Annotated in this window: 18 protein-coding genes, 3 tRNA genes and 1 riboswitch; of the genes, 9 read left to right on the top strand and 12 right to left on the bottom strand. The window is 60.5% G+C overall.

Annotation, left to right across the window (positions count from 1 at the left end; genetic code table 11):
* Positions 1-12: 12 nt before the first annotated feature.
* The 9 genes from KI610_RS01055 to KI610_RS01015 all read right to left on the bottom strand — a co-directional run bounded on the left by KI610_RS01055 (position 13) and on the right by KI610_RS01015 (position 6552).
* On the bottom strand, positions 13-294 hold the full coding sequence (locus KI610_RS01055) for a hypothetical protein (protein WP_226496882.1): 282 nt from the start codon (positions 292-294) through the stop codon (positions 13-15).
* Between the two features lie 46 nt (positions 295-340).
* A complete protein-coding gene (locus tag KI610_RS01050) occupies positions 341-1531 on the bottom strand; it encodes a class I SAM-dependent rRNA methyltransferase (RefSeq protein ID WP_226496881.1) in 1191 nt (396 codons plus the stop codon).
* A gap of 73 nt (positions 1532-1604) precedes the next feature.
* On the bottom strand, positions 1605-1757 hold the full coding sequence (locus KI610_RS01045) for a hypothetical protein (protein WP_226496880.1): 153 nt from the start codon (positions 1755-1757) through the stop codon (positions 1605-1607).
* A gap of 119 nt (positions 1758-1876) precedes the next feature.
* Complete coding sequence (gene xerC / locus KI610_RS01040) at positions 1877-2773, bottom strand: tyrosine recombinase XerC (protein WP_226496879.1); 897 nt, start codon at positions 2771-2773, stop codon at positions 1877-1879.
* A complete protein-coding gene (locus KI610_RS01035) occupies positions 2770-3441 on the bottom strand; it encodes a DUF484 family protein (RefSeq protein WP_226496878.1) in 672 nt (223 codons plus the stop codon). The genes xerC and KI610_RS01035 overlap by 4 nt, the downstream gene beginning before the upstream one ends.
* The gene (dapF, locus tag KI610_RS01030) at positions 3438-4268 is read right to left on the bottom strand and encodes a diaminopimelate epimerase (RefSeq protein ID WP_226496877.1); all 831 of its coding nucleotides are present in this window, start codon (positions 4266-4268) and stop codon (positions 3438-3440) included. Before dapF ends, KI610_RS01035 begins: the two co-directional genes overlap by 4 nt.
* Positions 4269-4328: 60 nt before the next feature.
* Entirely contained in the window at positions 4329-4832 is a 504-nt protein-coding gene (locus tag KI610_RS01025) for a GNAT family N-acetyltransferase (RefSeq protein ID WP_226496876.1), read from the bottom strand.
* Positions 4829-5704 carry a lysophospholipid acyltransferase family protein gene (locus KI610_RS01020; RefSeq protein WP_226496875.1) on the bottom strand — a complete coding sequence of 292 codons (876 nt, stop codon included), beginning with the start codon at positions 5702-5704 and terminating at the stop codon, positions 4829-4831. The genes KI610_RS01025 and KI610_RS01020 overlap by 4 nt, the downstream gene beginning before the upstream one ends.
* Before the next feature lie 5 nt (positions 5705-5709).
* On the bottom strand, positions 5710-6552 hold the full coding sequence (locus KI610_RS01015; RefSeq protein ID WP_226496874.1) for a lysophospholipid acyltransferase family protein: 843 nt from the start codon (positions 6550-6552) through the stop codon (positions 5710-5712).
* A gap of 158 nt (positions 6553-6710) precedes the next feature.
* On the opposite strand from KI610_RS01015, the gene metK reads away from it, so the two are divergent.
* The 6 genes from metK to metF all read left to right on the top strand — a co-directional run bounded on the left by metK (position 6711) and on the right by metF (position 12630).
* Complete coding sequence (gene metK, locus KI610_RS01010) at positions 6711-7874, top strand: methionine adenosyltransferase (protein WP_226496873.1); 1164 nt, start codon at positions 6711-6713, stop codon at positions 7872-7874.
* 70 nt (positions 7875-7944) lie between these two features.
* Entirely contained in the window at positions 7945-9141 is a 1197-nt protein-coding gene (locus tag KI610_RS01005) for an HD-GYP domain-containing protein (protein ID WP_226496872.1), read from the top strand.
* 21 nt (positions 9142-9162) lie between these two features.
* Positions 9163-9224: riboswitch (S-adenosyl-L-homocysteine riboswitch) on the top strand.
* A 70-nt stretch (positions 9225-9294) separates the two neighbouring features.
* Positions 9295-10707, top strand: coding sequence for an adenosylhomocysteinase (ahcY, locus tag KI610_RS01000; RefSeq protein WP_226496871.1), 1413 nt, complete (start codon positions 9295-9297; stop codon positions 10705-10707).
* 4 nt (positions 10708-10711) lie between these two features.
* On the top strand, positions 10712-11062 hold the full coding sequence (locus tag KI610_RS00995) for a phage holin family protein (RefSeq protein ID WP_226496870.1): 351 nt from the start codon (positions 10712-10714) through the stop codon (positions 11060-11062).
* Positions 11063-11065: 3 nt separating this feature from the next.
* Complete coding sequence (locus KI610_RS00990) at positions 11066-11809, top strand: TlyA family RNA methyltransferase (RefSeq protein WP_226496869.1); 744 nt, start codon at positions 11066-11068, stop codon at positions 11807-11809.
* Positions 11806-12630: a methylenetetrahydrofolate reductase [NAD(P)H] gene (metF, locus tag KI610_RS00985; RefSeq protein ID WP_226496868.1), complete on the top strand. Its 825-nt coding sequence runs from the start codon at positions 11806-11808 to the stop codon at positions 12628-12630. The genes KI610_RS00990 and metF overlap by 4 nt, the downstream gene beginning before the upstream one ends.
* Before the next feature lie 87 nt (positions 12631-12717).
* On the opposite strand, the gene KI610_RS00980 is transcribed toward metF, so the two are convergent.
* Positions 12718-13542, bottom strand: coding sequence for a mechanosensitive ion channel family protein (locus KI610_RS00980; protein WP_226496867.1), 825 nt, complete (start codon positions 13540-13542; stop codon positions 12718-12720).
* A 181-nt stretch (positions 13543-13723) separates the two neighbouring features.
* On the opposite strand from KI610_RS00980, the gene KI610_RS00975 reads away from it, so the two are divergent.
* From KI610_RS00975 to KI610_RS00965, 3 genes are all read left to right on the top strand, one after another.
* Positions 13724-13799: transfer RNA gene (locus KI610_RS00975), tRNA-Lys, on the top strand.
* Between the two features lie 17 nt (positions 13800-13816).
* Positions 13817-13892, top strand: a tRNA-Lys gene (locus KI610_RS00970).
* A 91-nt stretch (positions 13893-13983) separates the two neighbouring features.
* A tRNA-Met gene (locus KI610_RS00965) sits at positions 13984-14059 on the top strand.
* Between the two features lie 59 nt (positions 14060-14118).
* Here KI610_RS00965 and KI610_RS00960 read toward each other — a convergent pair.
* Together KI610_RS00960 and KI610_RS00955 are read right to left on the bottom strand one after the other, a co-directional pair.
* Positions 14119-14535 carry a ProQ/FINO family protein gene (locus KI610_RS00960; protein WP_226496866.1) on the bottom strand — a complete coding sequence of 139 codons (417 nt, stop codon included), beginning with the start codon at positions 14533-14535 and terminating at the stop codon, positions 14119-14121.
* Between the two features lie 70 nt (positions 14536-14605).
* Positions 14606-15481, bottom strand: coding sequence for a dienelactone hydrolase family protein (locus tag KI610_RS00955; RefSeq protein ID WP_226496865.1), 876 nt, complete (start codon positions 15479-15481; stop codon positions 14606-14608).
* Positions 15482-15500 lie beyond the last annotated feature (19 nt).

Below are 15500 nucleotides of genomic sequence, written 5' to 3'. Positions count from 1 at the left end.
TAACGGGCAATTTCAGAAAAGTGGTGGGCCCTGCTGGGTCGCGATGGGCGCCGGGAACGCGTTGCGGCCATGGGCCGAGAACGATTCCGGTACGAGCTGAACGGCCAGCACCGGCGGCAAGGCCGCCAGCGACGGCAAGGCCGCACCGAGATCATGCGCAGCCAGACAAAGCTGGCAGACATGCGTCGGCAAGCCGTCATCGTTGCTCGCCGCATGCTCGACGGCGTGCGCCCCCGCCGCCAGTTGGGCGAAGAAGAGCACGACGACGAGAAGGAGGTGACGCAACTGAAGCATCTAGTCAGTTTATCAGGGCTGGGTTACGTTCAGATGGCAAAGCGGCTCAGTCCACCTGGACCAGCAAGCCTTTGAGGTATTCGCCTTCGGGAAAGTTCAACGCCACCGGGTGATCGGCCGCGCCAGCCAGGCGACGAACGATGCGTGCGGAGCGCCCGGCATCAAGCGCCGAGTCGGCGATGATTTTCTGGAACATCTCCAGCCCGACACCGCCGGAACACGAATAGGTCATCAACAAGCCACCCGGCTTGAGCAGCCGGCAGCCGAGAATATTGATGTCCTTGTAGGCCTTTGCCGCCCGGTCGGCATGGGCGGCGGACGGCGCGAACTTGGGCGGATCGAGGACAATCAGGTCGAACAACTTGCCGGCCTTACGGAAATCACGCAGGGCCTGAAAAACATCAGCCTCCTGCCATTGCGCCCGGTCGGCCGGCAACTTCGGATTCAGGGCCAGATTGGCCTGTGCCTGCGCCAGCGCCGGGCCTGAGGAGTCGATGGAGAGCACGCTCTTGGCACCACCAGCCAGCGCCTGCAGCGAAAAGCCGCCGGTGTAGCAGAAACAGTTCAGGACATCCTTGCCCGCCGCCAGCTGGCCGAGCAAGGCACGGTTCTCGCGCTGATCGAGATAAAAACCTGTCTTGTGGCCGCCAGCGATATCAATCGCCAGACGAACGCCGTTTTCGTCGATCGACAGCGGCGTCTTCGGCGCCTCGCCGTGCAGCCAGCCAGTCGTCGGACCAAGTCCTTCAAGACCACGGACATCGGAATCGGAACGCTCATAAACGCGGGCACAACCGGTCGCCTTGACCAGCCCGGCGACGATGGCGTTGCGCCATTTGTCGGCCCCGGCCGAGGTCAGCTGGACGACGACCGTGTCACCATACTGGTCGGCAATGACGCCGGGCAGGCCGTCGGATTCGGCATGGATCAGGCGCAAGCCCTGCTGGCCGCGCAGCTCCGGCAGCGATTGACGGAGCGCCACGGCCGCCGCGATGCGCCGCTTGAAGAAGGCGTCGTCGATTGACTCTTCGGCATCAAACGTCCAGAAACGCGCCCGGATCTGCGACTTCGGGCTGTAGGCCGCACGGCCGAGCGGCCGCAGGTTATCGGCCAGCACTTCGACCGTATCACCCGGCCGGGCCCGGCCTTCAAGACGACCGACCGAACCGGCGAACAACCACGGGTGATGTTTGAACGCCGAACGTTCCTTGCCCGGAAGCAGAATCAGCTGAGCCATGTTTTTCCCGATCTAAAAAGCAAGAAGCCCCGGTTACCTTGCGGCAACCGGGGCTCAGAATACTGGCGAAAACTTAAGCGCCCAGAGCCTTACGGTTGCGCTGATGACACTCGGCGGCGTACATGACCTTGAACATGGTCTTGCCCGTGTTCTTGAACAGACGCTTGGTAGACTTGGAAACGCAGCGGCGCTCCAGGGAAGAACGGCGAACGCGATTGATGGCCATGAAAAACTCCTTGATTCCGGCGAATTAGCTAAGCCGGGAAGGATAGCGCCCTGTGGAGCAATCGTCAACGAAGCCTTGATTTTTGGCCGATTTTTCCGGTTGACCGTGGGAATCAAGCGCTATTTTGCTTTGGCCCGCGGATGGGCCGAATCGTAGACTTTGGCCAGATGCTGAAAATCCAGGTGCGTATAGACCTGGGTCGAAGCGATGCTGGCGTGGCCGAGCATTTCCTGCACCGCGCGCAGGTCGCCCGAGGATTGCAGAACGTGCGAGGCGAAGGAATGGCGCAGCATGTGTGGATGGACATGCGCCGGCAAACCCAGCAACACGGCCCGTCGCGCCAGCCGCGACTCGACCAGACGCGGGCTGATGCGCCCGCCGCGCTGACCAACGAACAAGGCCTTTTCTCCCGGCTTGGCCAATTGCTCACGCAGCGCCGCCCATGCCGCCAGCGCCTCGCGTGCCTTGCTGCCGACCGGGACCAGTCGCAACTTGCTGCGCTTGCCGAGGACGCGAATCTCGCCTTCATGCGCCACGCTGTCGAGCACCTCGGAATCGAGCGAAACCAGCTCGGCCAAGCGTAGACCTGAGGAGTAGAACAGCTCGAACATAGCCAGATCACGGGCACCTTGTACCGGGTCGTCGTCTTCGAACGGCGCCAGCAAGCGGGCGGTTTCGTCGACCGACAGAGCCTTCGGCAACATGCGCGGCGATTTCGGCGGCCGGATGCCGTCACAGGGATTGGCTTTGATCAGGCCACGCTCACCGAGCCAGCCAAAAAATCCACGCCAGGCTGACAGCGTCCGCGCCAGCGAACGGCCACCCAGTCCCTGACCATGGAGTTGGGCGACGAAGCGGCGGATGTGATGCACCAGCAAACTGGCCAGCGGGGTTTCACCCGTCGCCGCCAGCAGCTTTTCCAAATCACGTCGATAATTTGAAACGGTGTGCGGCGACAGCCGGCGCTGGTCCGAAAGTTCAGCCAGCCAGGCGTCGACCGCAGCAGCCGGTGTCACAGCACGCTCTTGGTCACTCTGGCCAGGGCTGCGGAAACCATTTCGCCGAGGCGCTCGAGGTACAACGTCCCCATGTCGGCATAGAAGCGCTGCGCATCCTCGCTGCCCAGCGCAATCATGCCAATGGTGCCGCCGCCGTTACGCAGGGCAATCAGCGCCTGCGAACGAATGTGCGAAGCCGCCTCGCCGAACCACGAGGTCGTGCCAAAACCGGCGGTCGAGCCACAGTACGGCCGGGCCAGCGTTTCGGCGAAAACCTGCAGATCCTCGCTGACGGCGGCAAATTCCGGCAGGTCTTCTATACCTTCCGGCTTGTCCCACAGACGCAGGGCGACATGTGGAACGGAAAAGTCGTCGCGCAGATGGAAATTGAGCAGATGGATCACCGCCTGAAAGGTCTCGGCGGCGATCAGCGCGACAGACAGGCGATGTACTTTCTCACCGATCTGGTCGTTCTCCTCGCCAAACGAGATCAGTTCGGCCAGCTTGCTTTCGGTCGCCCGGTTCTTGTCACGTAGGGTCAGCATCTGACGCTCGGCCAGCGAGACGGTGCGGCCGCCATGCGGATGCGGCACGAAAATCTGGGCCATCAGGTCGGCGTACTGCTCGAAAAAGCCCGGATTATTCTTCAGGTAGTCCGCGATTTCTTCGGGAAACATGGCGCTCATAATTCAATTTCTCCAGTAAATACCGTTACCGCCGGGCCGGTCATCAAAACCGGCCGCTCGCCGCCGCCCCAGGCAATATTCAGATCACCGCCGCGCGTCGTGACGCGGACCGGCGAGTCAAGCAGGCCGCGGCGAATGCCGGCGACCACCGCCGCACAGGCCCCAGTACCGCACGCCATCGTTTCGCCCGCACCGCGTTCATAAACGCGCAACTTGATGGCGTGGCGATCGACAATCTGCATGAATCCGGCGTTAACCCGCTGCGGGAAGCGCGGATGCTTTTCGATCAATGGCCCGTGCTCACCGACCGGCGCCGACTCCACGCTATCCACCACCTGCACGGCATGCGGATTACCCATCGAGACAACGCTGGTTTCGAGTGTTTCGTCGGCTACGTCGAGCATGTGCACAATCACATCGTCGTCAGCGAGGAAGGGAATTTCAGCCGGCAAAAAGCGCGGAACACCCATGTCGACCGTGACATTGCCATCGCCTTCAAGGCGCGGCGTAATCAGGCCCTTCATTGTCTCGACCCGAATCTCGCGCTTGTCGGTGAGGCCCTGATCGTGCACAAACCGCACGAAGCAGCGCGCCCCATTGCCGCATTGCTCGACTTCGCCGCCATCGGCGTTGAAGATGCGGTAACGGAAATCGACACCCGCCTGCGTTGCTTTTTCGACCAGCAATATCTGATCGCAACCCACGCCAAAATGGCGGTCGGCCAGATAGCACAGCTGTTCGGGCGTCAACGCCAGCGACTGGCTGATGCCGTCAAGGACAACGAAATCGTTGCCTAGGCCATGCATTTTTGAGAATTTGAGTTTCACGTACCGCCTCACCGAAAGATTAGGAAAAACATAACAGAGACAGAGAGTTGCCTCAAAAACTTAAAGTTTCTTCTCCATAACGAAATCGTCCATGACGTAGCCGTGGCCGATATCGTCGACAATCGCCTCACGCACGACGAAACCATATTTCATGTACGAATTGATCGCCTTGTCGTTGCGCTTGTTGACCGCCAGAATCACACAGGGATAGCCCTCTTTTTTTGCCCGCGCCGCAACGTGGGCAATCAACTGCCCGCCAACCCCCTGACGCTGCACGTCGGGGTGGATATACAGCTTGTCGAGCTTGAATTCACCCTTGTAAATTTCGCTGAAGGCGAAGCCTACCCGGCGATCACCGAGAAAAGCCTGATCGAGCCATTTGTGCAGATCCTCGAGATCATCGTACAGGCGCTCATGGCCGTAACGCTGCTCGAGCATGAAATCGATCTGTTCCTGGGTGATGATTCCGGGGTAAGTGGCCTGCCAGATTTCGCGGGCCAGGGCCGAGATCGCCGGCACATCGGGCGGCGTCACGGGACGAATTTCAACGTTCAGGCTGTTCATTTGTAAAACCTCTGCTCTCCGGGTGGCCGGGTTTTGAAGCGCTTGTGCAACCAGAAATACTGCTCCGGCATGCGCAGCACCTGGCTTTCAATAAATTTGTTCATGAATTCGGTATCGACCTCGACGCTCTCGCCGGGAAAATTCTCCCAGGGCGGCATCACCTCGATCTCGTAGCCATCCGGCACCTGATGGCAGATGACCGGCACGACGCGCGCATTGGTCAGGCGAACCAGCCGCGACAACGCGGGAATCGTTGCTGCCTGAACGCCGAAGAAAGGCACGAAAATCGATTCCTTGGGACCGAAATCCATGTCCGGCAGGTAGTAAAACGGGTGTCCGTCCTTCATGGCCCTGACGATCTTGCGCATGCCATCCTGACGCGAGAGGAGTATCGCCTCGTTGAAACGCATCCTGCCATCATAAAGCAACTTGTTGAGGACCGGATTTTTCTGGTTCGAGAAGACGCTGCATCCCGTCACGTGCATCGAGATCACCGTCCCGCCGGCATCCAGCCCGACGAAATGCGGAGAAAGCATGACCACCGGCCGGCCTTCGGGATCAGTCAGATGCTCGACCCCGTGAATGCGAATGATGCGCTGCAGCCGTTCCCTGGAGGCCCACCATCCGAGCGTGCGGTCGAGCACAGCCCGGGCAAAGGCGACGAAATGACGGCGCGCCAAGGTTTCCCGCTCGGCTTCGCTTTTCTCAGGAAAGCACAGGCGCAGGTTGGTCAGTGCCACTTCGCGCCGGCTACGACCCAGCGCATAGAGCAGACGCCCCAGCCCGCTGCCCAGCCAACGCAACACGGACAACGGCAACCAGTGCAGCAGCCAGAGAAAACCAACCAGAATATAGGTAAAGAAAATCTTCAAGGAACTCACTCCGCCGGTGGCGCGTCGGCACCGGCCGGTCTTTTGTATCGGTTGTAGCCCCACAAATACTGCGTTGGGCACTGGCGGATCAGCGTCTCAATTTCGACATTTATCTGCTGCGCCCGGTCGACCGTGGAACCCGCCAGCGGGTTTATTGGCGGCTGAAAATGGACCCGGTAGCCACGTCCGCCGGGCAGACGCTCGCCCCAGGTCAGCAAAGAGGCGGCCCCTGTTTCGGTCAGGCGAGCCGCCAGCGTCATCGTGTAGGCATATCGACCAAAGAACTTGAGCCAGGCCCCCTCGCCGGTCTTCGGTGCCTGATCGGGCAGCATGCCGACCATTTCACCCTTCTTGAGCGCCTTGATCAGGGCGCGCACGCCCGAGAGATCGGCCGGCGCCAGATGCAAATGGGCCCGTTTGCGGCCGGTCAGGATCAGTTCCTGGGCTACCGCTGATTTTGGTGCACGGTAGAGCACCGTGATATCACCAAAAGACGAAAGATACTGCGCGGTGATCTCGAAACAGCCGAGGTGCGGTGTCAGAAAGACGATGCCCTTGCCGGCCTGTTGCGCCGCCTCGACATGCTCCCAGCCAACCACGTCGGCCACCAGCGGAATCGCTTCCTCGAGCGGACGCATCCAGATGCGGGCCAACTCCAGCATCTGCTTGCCCGTTTCGGCCGCCACCTTGCCACGCAGTGACGGTGGAAGACCGGCCTGCGCGATGTTTTCGCGGAGATGACGACGATAAGTCGGCGACAGCCAGTAAGTCAGGCGGCCGAGCCAGCCACCCAGCAGGTGCAGGACGCTCAGGGGCAGGCGGGAAAGGATGCGAAAGATAAAAACCATGAAGCCCCGGGGGTTGAATCCCCCTCAGAAAAGTTTAATATTATCCGTTCGCCGAGTTAAACAGACAACTTGCGGGGCGACTAATAAATACTGCTAAAGCGTCACCGCTCGTGGTCCGAAGCAGGTAGCGCCGGATAAAAGGACCACTGGAGCTTCACATGAGCGAATATTTCTTCACTTCCGAATCCGTCGGCGAAGGCCACCCGGACAAGGTTGCCGACCAGATTTCCGACGCCATCCTCGACGCCATCCTGGCTCAGGACAAGCATTCCCGCGTTGCCGCCGAAACCCTGTGCAACACCGGCCTCGTCGTCCTGGCGGGTGAAATCACCACCAATGCCAACGTCGATTACATTCAGGTTGCCCGCGAGACCATCAAGCGCATCGGCTACGACAACACCGAATACGGCATCGACTACAAGGGTTGTGCCGTGCTCGTCGCCTACGACAAGCAGAGCCCGGACATCGCTCAGGGTGTGGATAAGGCCTACGACGACAACCTCAATCAGGGCGCCGGCGACCAGGGCCTGATGTTCGGCTACGCCTGCGACGAAACCCCGTCGCTGATGCCGTTGCCGATCTACCTGTCGCACCGCCTCGTCGAGCGTCAGGCCATGCTGCGCAAGGACGGCCGCCTGCCTTGGGCGCGCCCGGATGCCAAGTCGCAGGTCACCATCAAGTACGTCGATGGCAAGCCGGATTCGATCGATACGATCGTGCTGTCCACCCAGCATTCGCCGGACATCAGCCTCGAGGACCTGCGCGAAGCGACCATCGAACAGATCATCAAGCCGGTGCTGCCGAAAGAACTGATCAAGGGCAACATCAAGTTCCTGGTCAACCCGACCGGCCGTTTCGTCGTCGGCGGCCCGCAAGGTGACTGCGGCCTGACCGGTCGCAAGATCATCGTCGACACCTACGGCGGTGCTGCACCGCACGGCGGTGGCGCCTTCTCCGGCAAGGATCCATCCAAGGTTGACCGTTCAGCTGCCTACGCCGGCCGCTACGTCGCCAAGAACATCGTCGCCGCCGGCCTTGCCTCACGCTGCCTGGTTCAGGTTTCCTACGCCATCGGCGTCGCCGAGCCGACCTCGGTCATGGTCGACACCTTCGGCACCGGCAAGGTCAGCAACGAAACCCTGACCGCGCTGATCAAGAAACACTTCGACCTGCGCCCGAAAGGCATCGTCAATATGCTCGACCTGCTCCGCCCGATTTACCAGAAGACCGCTGCCTATGGCCACTTTGGCCGCGACGAGCCGGAATTCACCTGGGAAGCCACAGACCGCGCCAACTTGCTCAAATCGGACGCTGGCCTGTAAAACAACAGCATTGTGAAGTTTTGCAAGAAGGGAGCCTGAACGGCTCCCTTTTTCGTTAAAATCACCAAATATGCTGAAAAAAATCCCCGTTCAGGAGCTAACGCTGGGCATGCACCTGCAGGCCTTCTGTGGTGCCTGGCTGGAACATCCGTTCTGGCGAACGAAATTCGTCCTGAGCGATCCCAATGACCTCTCGCTAATCCGCGAAAGTTCGATCTCCGAGGTCTGGATCGACGTATCCAAAGGGCTGGATATCGACATCGCCGGCGCCGAACAGATCGTGGCGGTTGAAGAAATTCCCGAGCCACTGCCCGCCGTTCAGGAAAAGGCTTCGTTCAACGACGAAGTCAAACGCGCCGCAAAAATCTGCGCCAAGGGCAAGGAAGCCGTTGTTTCGATGTTCCAGGAAGCGCGCATGGGCAAGGCCATCGAGGCTGAAGCCGCAGCGCCGCTGGTCGAGGAAATTTCCAATTCCGTGCTGCGCAATCCGGGTGCGTTGATCAGCCTGGCCCGCCTGAAAATTGCCGACGATTACACCTACATGCATTCGGTCGCCGTCTGCGCCCTGATGATCGCGCTGTCCCGAAAACTGGAACTGGACGAGCAGCAAACCCGCGAAGCCGGCATGGCGGGCCTGTTGCACGATCTCGGCAAGGCCATGATTCCGATGGAGATTCTGAACAAGCCGGGGAAACTGACCGAGGAGGAGTTTGCCCTCGTCAAGACCCACCCGGAAGAAGGCCACAAGCTGTTGCTGGCGGGCAAAGGCATCACCGATATCGTCAAGGATGTCTGCCTGCACCATCACGAAAAGATCGACGGTAGCGGCTACCCGAAGGGACTCAACGGCGAAACGATGAGCCTGTTCGCCAAAATGGGCGCCGTGTGCGACGTGTACGATGCGATCACCTCGAATCGCCCCTACAAGGCTGGCTGGGATCCTGCCGAGTCGATCAAGCGCATGTCCGAATGGAAGGGCCATTTCGACCCGACCGTTTTTCAGGCCTTCGTCAAAAGCCTCGGCATCTACCCGGTAGGCTCGCTGGTCAGGCTGGAATCAGGAAAATTGGGCGTCGTCGTCGAGCAGGGCGAACAGTCGTTGCTCAAGCCCAAGGTCAAGGTCTTTTTCTCGACCAAGTCGCAGGCCTACATCAAGCCAGAGCTGATCGACATCGCCCGCAGCCCCGAAAAAATCGCCGGCCGCGAAGAAGCGGCAAAATGGGGCATCAAGGACATCGACCACTACTGGGCAGGCGACAAAACCTGAAAACGGCTTTATAATCCGCACCCTACCGAGGAGCGCTGCAGGAGATCACCCCCAGGCTCGGTTTGAAACCGCGCTCACTGTTCAACCCTGCCGGGCGCAGGGGGTTCGGTGAGACACCGCCTCCTCCCCGTCACAGTTTATTAGGAGCTTACTGTGGCTGAATTCAAAGACTGCGTTATCGCTGACATCAACCTTGCCGACTGGGGTCGCAAGGAAATCCTCATTGCCGAAACCGAAATGCCCGGCCTGATGGCCATTCGCGAAGAATTCGCCAAGACCCAGCCGCTCAAGGGCGCGCGCATCACCGGTTCGCTGCACATGACCATCCAGACCGCCGTGCTGATCGAGACGCTGACTGCGCTCGGCGCCGAAGTCCGCTGGGCTTCCTGCAACATCTTCTCGACCCAGGATCACGCTGCCGCCGCCATTGCTGCGCAGAACATCCCGGTCTTCGCCGTCAAGGGCGAAACCCTGGTCGATTACTGGGATTACACCCATCGCATTTTCGAATGGGCCGACGGCGGCTACTCGAACATGATCCTCGACGACGGCGGCGATGCCACGTTGCTGCTCCACCTCGGCGCTCGTGCCGAGCAGGACATCTCGGTTGTCGCCAAGCCGGGCTCGGAAGAAGAAACCATCCTCTTCGCCGCCATCAAGGCCAAGCTGGCTGTCGATCCGACCTGGTATTCCGTGCGTCTGGCCGCCGTCAAGGGCGTCACCGAGGAAACCACCACCGGCGTGCATCGCCTGTACCAGATGCATCAGCGCGGCGAACTCAAGTTCCCGGGCATCAACGTCAATGACTCGGTCACCAAGTCCAAGTTCGACAACCTCTACGGCTGCCGCGAATCGCTCGTCGACGGCATCAAGCGCGCCACCGACGTCATGATCGCCGGCAAGGTCGCCCTTATCGTCGGCTACGGCGACGTGGGCAAGGGTTGCGCCCAGGCCATGCGCGCCCTGTCGGCACAAGTCTGGGTCACCGAAATCGACCCGATCTGCGCCCTGCAGGCGGCCATGGAAGGCTATCGCGTCGTCACCACCGAATACGCTGCCGACAAGGCCGACATTTTCGTCACGACGACCGGCAATTTCCACGTCATCACCCATGACCACATGGCGGCGATGAAGAACAACGCCATCGTCTGCAACATCGGTCACTTCGACAACGAAATCGACGTCGCGTCGATCGAGAAGTACCAGTGGGAAGAGATCAAGCCGCAAGTCGATCACGTCATCTTCCCGGACGGCAAGCGCATCATCCTGCTCGCCAAGGGCCGCCTGGTGAACCTCGGCTGCGGCACCGGCCATCCGTCCTACGTGATGTCCTCGTCGTTCGCCAACCAGACCATCGCCCAGATCGAACTGTGGACAGAAGCCGTCAAGGGTTCCAACAAGTACCCGGTCGGCGTCTACACGCTGCCCAAGCACCTCGACGAAAAGGTCGCCCGCCTGCAACTCAAGACGCTCAATGCCCAGTTGTCCGAGCTGACCGACGAGCAGGCCGCCTACATCAACGTTGCCAAGGAAGGCCCGTACAAGGCCGACCATTACCGGTACTAAACCCATGCGATTACTTGCCATCTGGATCATCAACGCGCTCGCCCTGCTGGCGTTGCCATATGTCGTGCCGTCGGTCCATGTGGCAAGTTTCGGCACGGCGCTGATCGTCGCCCTCGTTCTCGGGCTGATCAACGCCGTGCTGCGCCCACTACTCGTTTTGCTGACCCTGCCGGTCACGCTGCTGACGCTGGGCCTGTTCATTTTTGTGATCAACGCCCTGCTCTTTCAGTTTGCCGGCTATCTGGTCGATGGCTTCAACGTCGGCGGCTTCTGGCCGGCGCTGTTCGGCTCGGTGGTTTACAGCGTGATTTCCTGGGCGCTCAGCGCGGTATTTTTGTCGGCGAAAGGCCGGTAAATAGTGCCGCGGGCCGATCAACTGCTGGTCGAAGCGGGGCTTGCCGCCTCGCGCACGGCTGCCCAGCGGTTGATTGCGGCTGGCCGGGTCAGCTGGTCGGGCGGCACCATCGTCAAACCGGCTTTCGATTTACCGCCAAAAACCCAGTTGACCGTGGAAGTCGATCCCGAAGACCGTTTCGTCTCGCGTGGCGGCCTCAAGCTGGCCGGGGCGCTGGCCGAAACCGGCCTTTCGGCTGACGGCAAGCGCTGCCTCGATGTCGGCCAATCGACCGGCGGTTTCACCGACTGCCTGTTGCAAGCAGGCGCCAGCCATGTGGTCGGCGTCGATGTCGGCCACGGGCAATTGCATCCCCGACTGGCCGGCGACCCGCGCGTCACGGCGCTCGAAGGCATCAACTGTCGCGCACTGAGCTCAGCCGATCTCGGCGAAGCCTCGCCGGAAGGCGGTTTCGCATTGATCGTCGGCGACGTCTCCTTCATTTCGATGGCGCTCATCCTGCCGCAACTGCCCGCTCTGCTCGCCACCGACGGCGACCTGCTGCTCCTCGTCAAACCCCAGTTCGAAGTCGGCCCGGCCAACATCGGCAAGGGCGGCATCGTCCGCGATCCGGTGCTTTACGCCGGCGTCGAACGCAAGTTTTTCGATTTAGCCCAAAATTTCCGGTTGACCGTGAAAGCCTGGCTGAACAGCCCGATTACCGGCGGTGATGGCAACCGCGAATTTTTCATCTGGTTGAAAAAATGACTACAGAAATCTCCATCGAATTTTTCCCGCCACAAACGCCGGAAGGCGTCGACAAGCTGCGCACCGTGCGCGCCGAGCTGGCAAAACTCAATCCCGCCTTCTTCTCGGTCACCTTCGGCGCCGGCGGCTCGACCCGCGAGCGCACCTTCTCCGTCGTCAAGGAAATCGCTGCCGAAGGCCACAACGCCGCGCCGCACCTGTCGTGCATCGGCTCGACGCGTGACAACATCCGCGACATCCTCAACGAATACAAAGCCGCCGGCATCAAGCGCACCGTCGCCCTGCGCGGCGACCTGCCGTCGGGCATGGCCGAAACCGGCGAATTCCGCTACGCCAATGAGCTGGTCGAATTCATCCGCGCCGAAACCGGCGACTGGTTCAGCATCGAAGTCGCCGCCTACCCGGAATGGCACCCGCAATCGCGCAGCCCGAAAGACGACCTCGACGCCTTCGCGCGCAAGGTCAAGGCCGGCGCCAACTCGGCCATCACCCAGTATTTCTACAACGCCGACGCCTATTTCCACTTCGTCGACGAAGCCCGGGCGCTGGGCGTCGATGTCCCCATCGTGCCGGGCATCATGCCCATCGTCGGCTTCACCAAGCTGGCACGCTTCTCGGATGCCTGCGGCGCCGAACTGCCGCGCTGGATGCGCAAGAAGTTCGAAAGCTACGGCGACGATAGCGATTCCATCCGCGCCTTCGGCCTCGATGTCGTGACCGAATTGTGCGAACGCCTGCTCAAGGGCGGCGCACCGGGACTGCATTTCTACGCGATGAACCAGTCCGCGCTGACCACGGAAATCTGCCGCCGTCTCGGCTGAAAGGTATTGCCACGGTCAACCGGAAAAAACGACCAAAATTTAAAAGCCCGCCGAAGCGGGCTTTTTCGTATTCAAGCCGGAAGCGGCTCAGGCCGCTTGCGTAACGAACACATTCTGCGCCGGCATTGGCGCCGGGAAGCCGGCCTCGGCCAAGGCCTCGCGCAACACCTTGTTGGTATCGAAATAGACCTGCCAGTAGTTGTCGTTGTGACAGTACGGACGCACGGCGAGGACCGGGCCGACCAGCGTGAAATCGAGAATTTCGACATCCACCTTCGGCTCGGCCAGGACATTCGGAATCTCCGCGATCTTTTCGCGCAGCAAGGCCATCGCTGCCCGATGGTCGGCCGCCCCCGACAACTGGCATTTCAGATCAACGCGGCGAAACGGGTTGACCGTGAAATTCTGGATCGTGTCGCTGAATACCTTGTTGTTGCCAAGGATGGTCTGCACGTTGTCCGGCGTGTTGATGGTCGTCGTAAACAAGCCCAGCTCTGCCACGGTGCCCGTCACGCCGGCGACCGAGACAAAATCGCCAACCTTCATCGGGCGCAAAACCACCATGAAGGCGCCGGCGGCGAAATGCGCCAGCAGCCCCGACCAGGCCATGCCGATGGCGACACCACCCGCTGCAATCAGGGCAGCGAAGGTCGTCGTCTGAATGCCGAAGTAGCCGAGAATACCGATCACCAGCAGCACGTTGAGGGTCACGGTAACGATCGAGCCGATGTAGCGCAGCAGGGTCGGATCGACTTTCTGTTTCTCCAGCGCCGAACGCAGCATGCGCAGCGCCATGCCGATCAGCCAGCGACCGATCACCCAGAAGGCGATGGCTGCCAGCAATTTCAGCCCAACCTCGGTCGCCGTCGTGATCAAAAGATCCTGATAGCGTGAAATATCTTGTTCCGTCATGGTGCTCTCCTTGAAAAATGCATTCCGGTCCGTTCGCTCAACAGCCTTGAACGACAATTTATTCTAGCCGCATCATCGGCACTGAACAGCCGGATCACACCTATCCTCACAATTCTTCACAGAGGCCTTTTCCGTTGACGGTCATGGTCACCGTCTATATAATGCGCGCTCCCGGTAGGTCGGGTCGGTAGCTCAGTCGGTAGAGCAGCGGACTTTTAATCCGTTGGTCCCGAGTTCGAATCTCGGCCGACCCACCAGCAAATCCAGGGAACGTGGGGCGCTAGCTCAGTTGGTAGAGCAGCGGACTCTTAATCCGTAGGTCGACAGTTCGAATCTGTCGCGCCCCACCATAAATTCCAAGCACTCAGCCAACACCAAACCCTGGCTTATTGTTTAGATTGCACTGCCAGTCGCGGTGTAGCAGCAAAAACGATTATCGGACGCGGGATGGAGCAGTTGGCAGCTCGTCGGGCTCATAACCCGAAGGTCGCAGGTTCAAGTCCTGCTCCCGCAACCAAAGAATTCCAGAAAAAAGGCCAGTCAAGCGACTGGCCTTTTTCTTTGTTCGGAACCGACTTACTTGCGGCCGAATTTCTCGGCGAGCTGGTTCAGCTTTTCCGTCCGGCGCTGCTCGGCCTTGGCTTCTGCCTCGGCGGCCTTGCGTGCCTCGGCCTGTTTCTTGAAGCGCTCGCGCAGTTGCTCGGCGGCGTGCTGACGGTTTTCGTCGGTCACCTCATCGGCTGGCGTGCCGTCCAGATTCAGGCGTACCGTGCCTTTTTCCATTTCTTTCAGGTAGCGCGTCGAAATGGTGTGGCTGCGCATGGCAAGGCGCAGGGATTTCTTGCTCAGTTCGGGCAACAGGGCGAAGACCTGCTTGTCGATGCCGATGGCCAGCGGGCTGAAATTGCGGAAGACATCGAATCGTTCCTGCAGGTCCTTGAGCAGGGCCCGGGTGTCGTTCGGCTTGGTGGTCGTGGCTTCGGTAGTCGTCATGATGGAACAGTGTCTTGTCGAGGCGCGAAGGTTAGCACGAAGGCGCCCCCTTGCAGCCTCGAATCGGCGATCAGACGCCGTTTTTGCGGAACCAGGCGAGCATTTTCAGCCAGCCGTCTTCGGCATCTTCCTTGCGGTAGCTCGGACGGTAATCGGCATGGAAGGCGTGCGGCGCATTGTCGTAAACGTGAATTTCCGACGCTTTGGCGGCCAGACTGCCTTGCTGCAGGGCCTTTTCCATGGCCTCGACGGATTCCAGCGGAATGCCGGTATCGAGTCCGCCGTAGAGCCCGAGGACCGGCGCCTTGAGTTCGCCGACGAGTTCAGTCGGATGTTTCGGCGTAATCGGGCTGGCCATGCCGACCAGACGACCGTACCAGGCGACGCTGGCCTTGAGCGCCGGGTTGTGGGCGCTGTACAGCCAGGCAATGCGGCCGCCCCAGCAGAAGCCGGTGATCGCCAGGCGGCTGGTGTCGGCGCCCTTGCTGGCCGCCCAGGCAACGCAGGCATCAAGGTCGCCGAGCACCTGCGCATCGGGCGTCTTGTAGGTGATTTTTTCGAGGATTTCAGGAATGGCACTGATCTGGCGCGGATCGCCCTGGCGCGCGAACAATTCGGGAGCAATGGCGCAGTAGCCGAGCTTGGCCAGCCGACGACAGACATCGCGGATGTATTCATGGGCGCCGAAAATCTCCGATGCGACGAGGACGACCGGCGGTTTCTCGAGACCACCGGGGACGGCGCGGTAGGCGACCATCTCGCCGTCCTTGACCGGCACCTTGATCTCGCCGGCGACGATGCCGGTTTCGTCGGTCTTGATGGCCGTCTGGGCCATCACGGGCTGGGTGGCCAAGGCGAAGCCGGCACCCAGGCTGGTCACAATGAAACTCCTGCGATCGAAAGATTGGGCGGGTACAAGGCTGTCGAACTCCGGTTCTGTTTTCATGGTTTGTCTCCTCGGGGGA

It is taken from the genome of Ferribacterium limneticum, assembly GCF_020510565.1.
Lineage (GTDB): Bacteria > Pseudomonadota > Gammaproteobacteria > Burkholderiales > Rhodocyclaceae > Azonexus > Azonexus limneticus_B.
The sequence above is the reverse complement of the archived record's forward strand: the minus strand, read 5'-3'. Positions and strand labels throughout refer to the sequence as shown.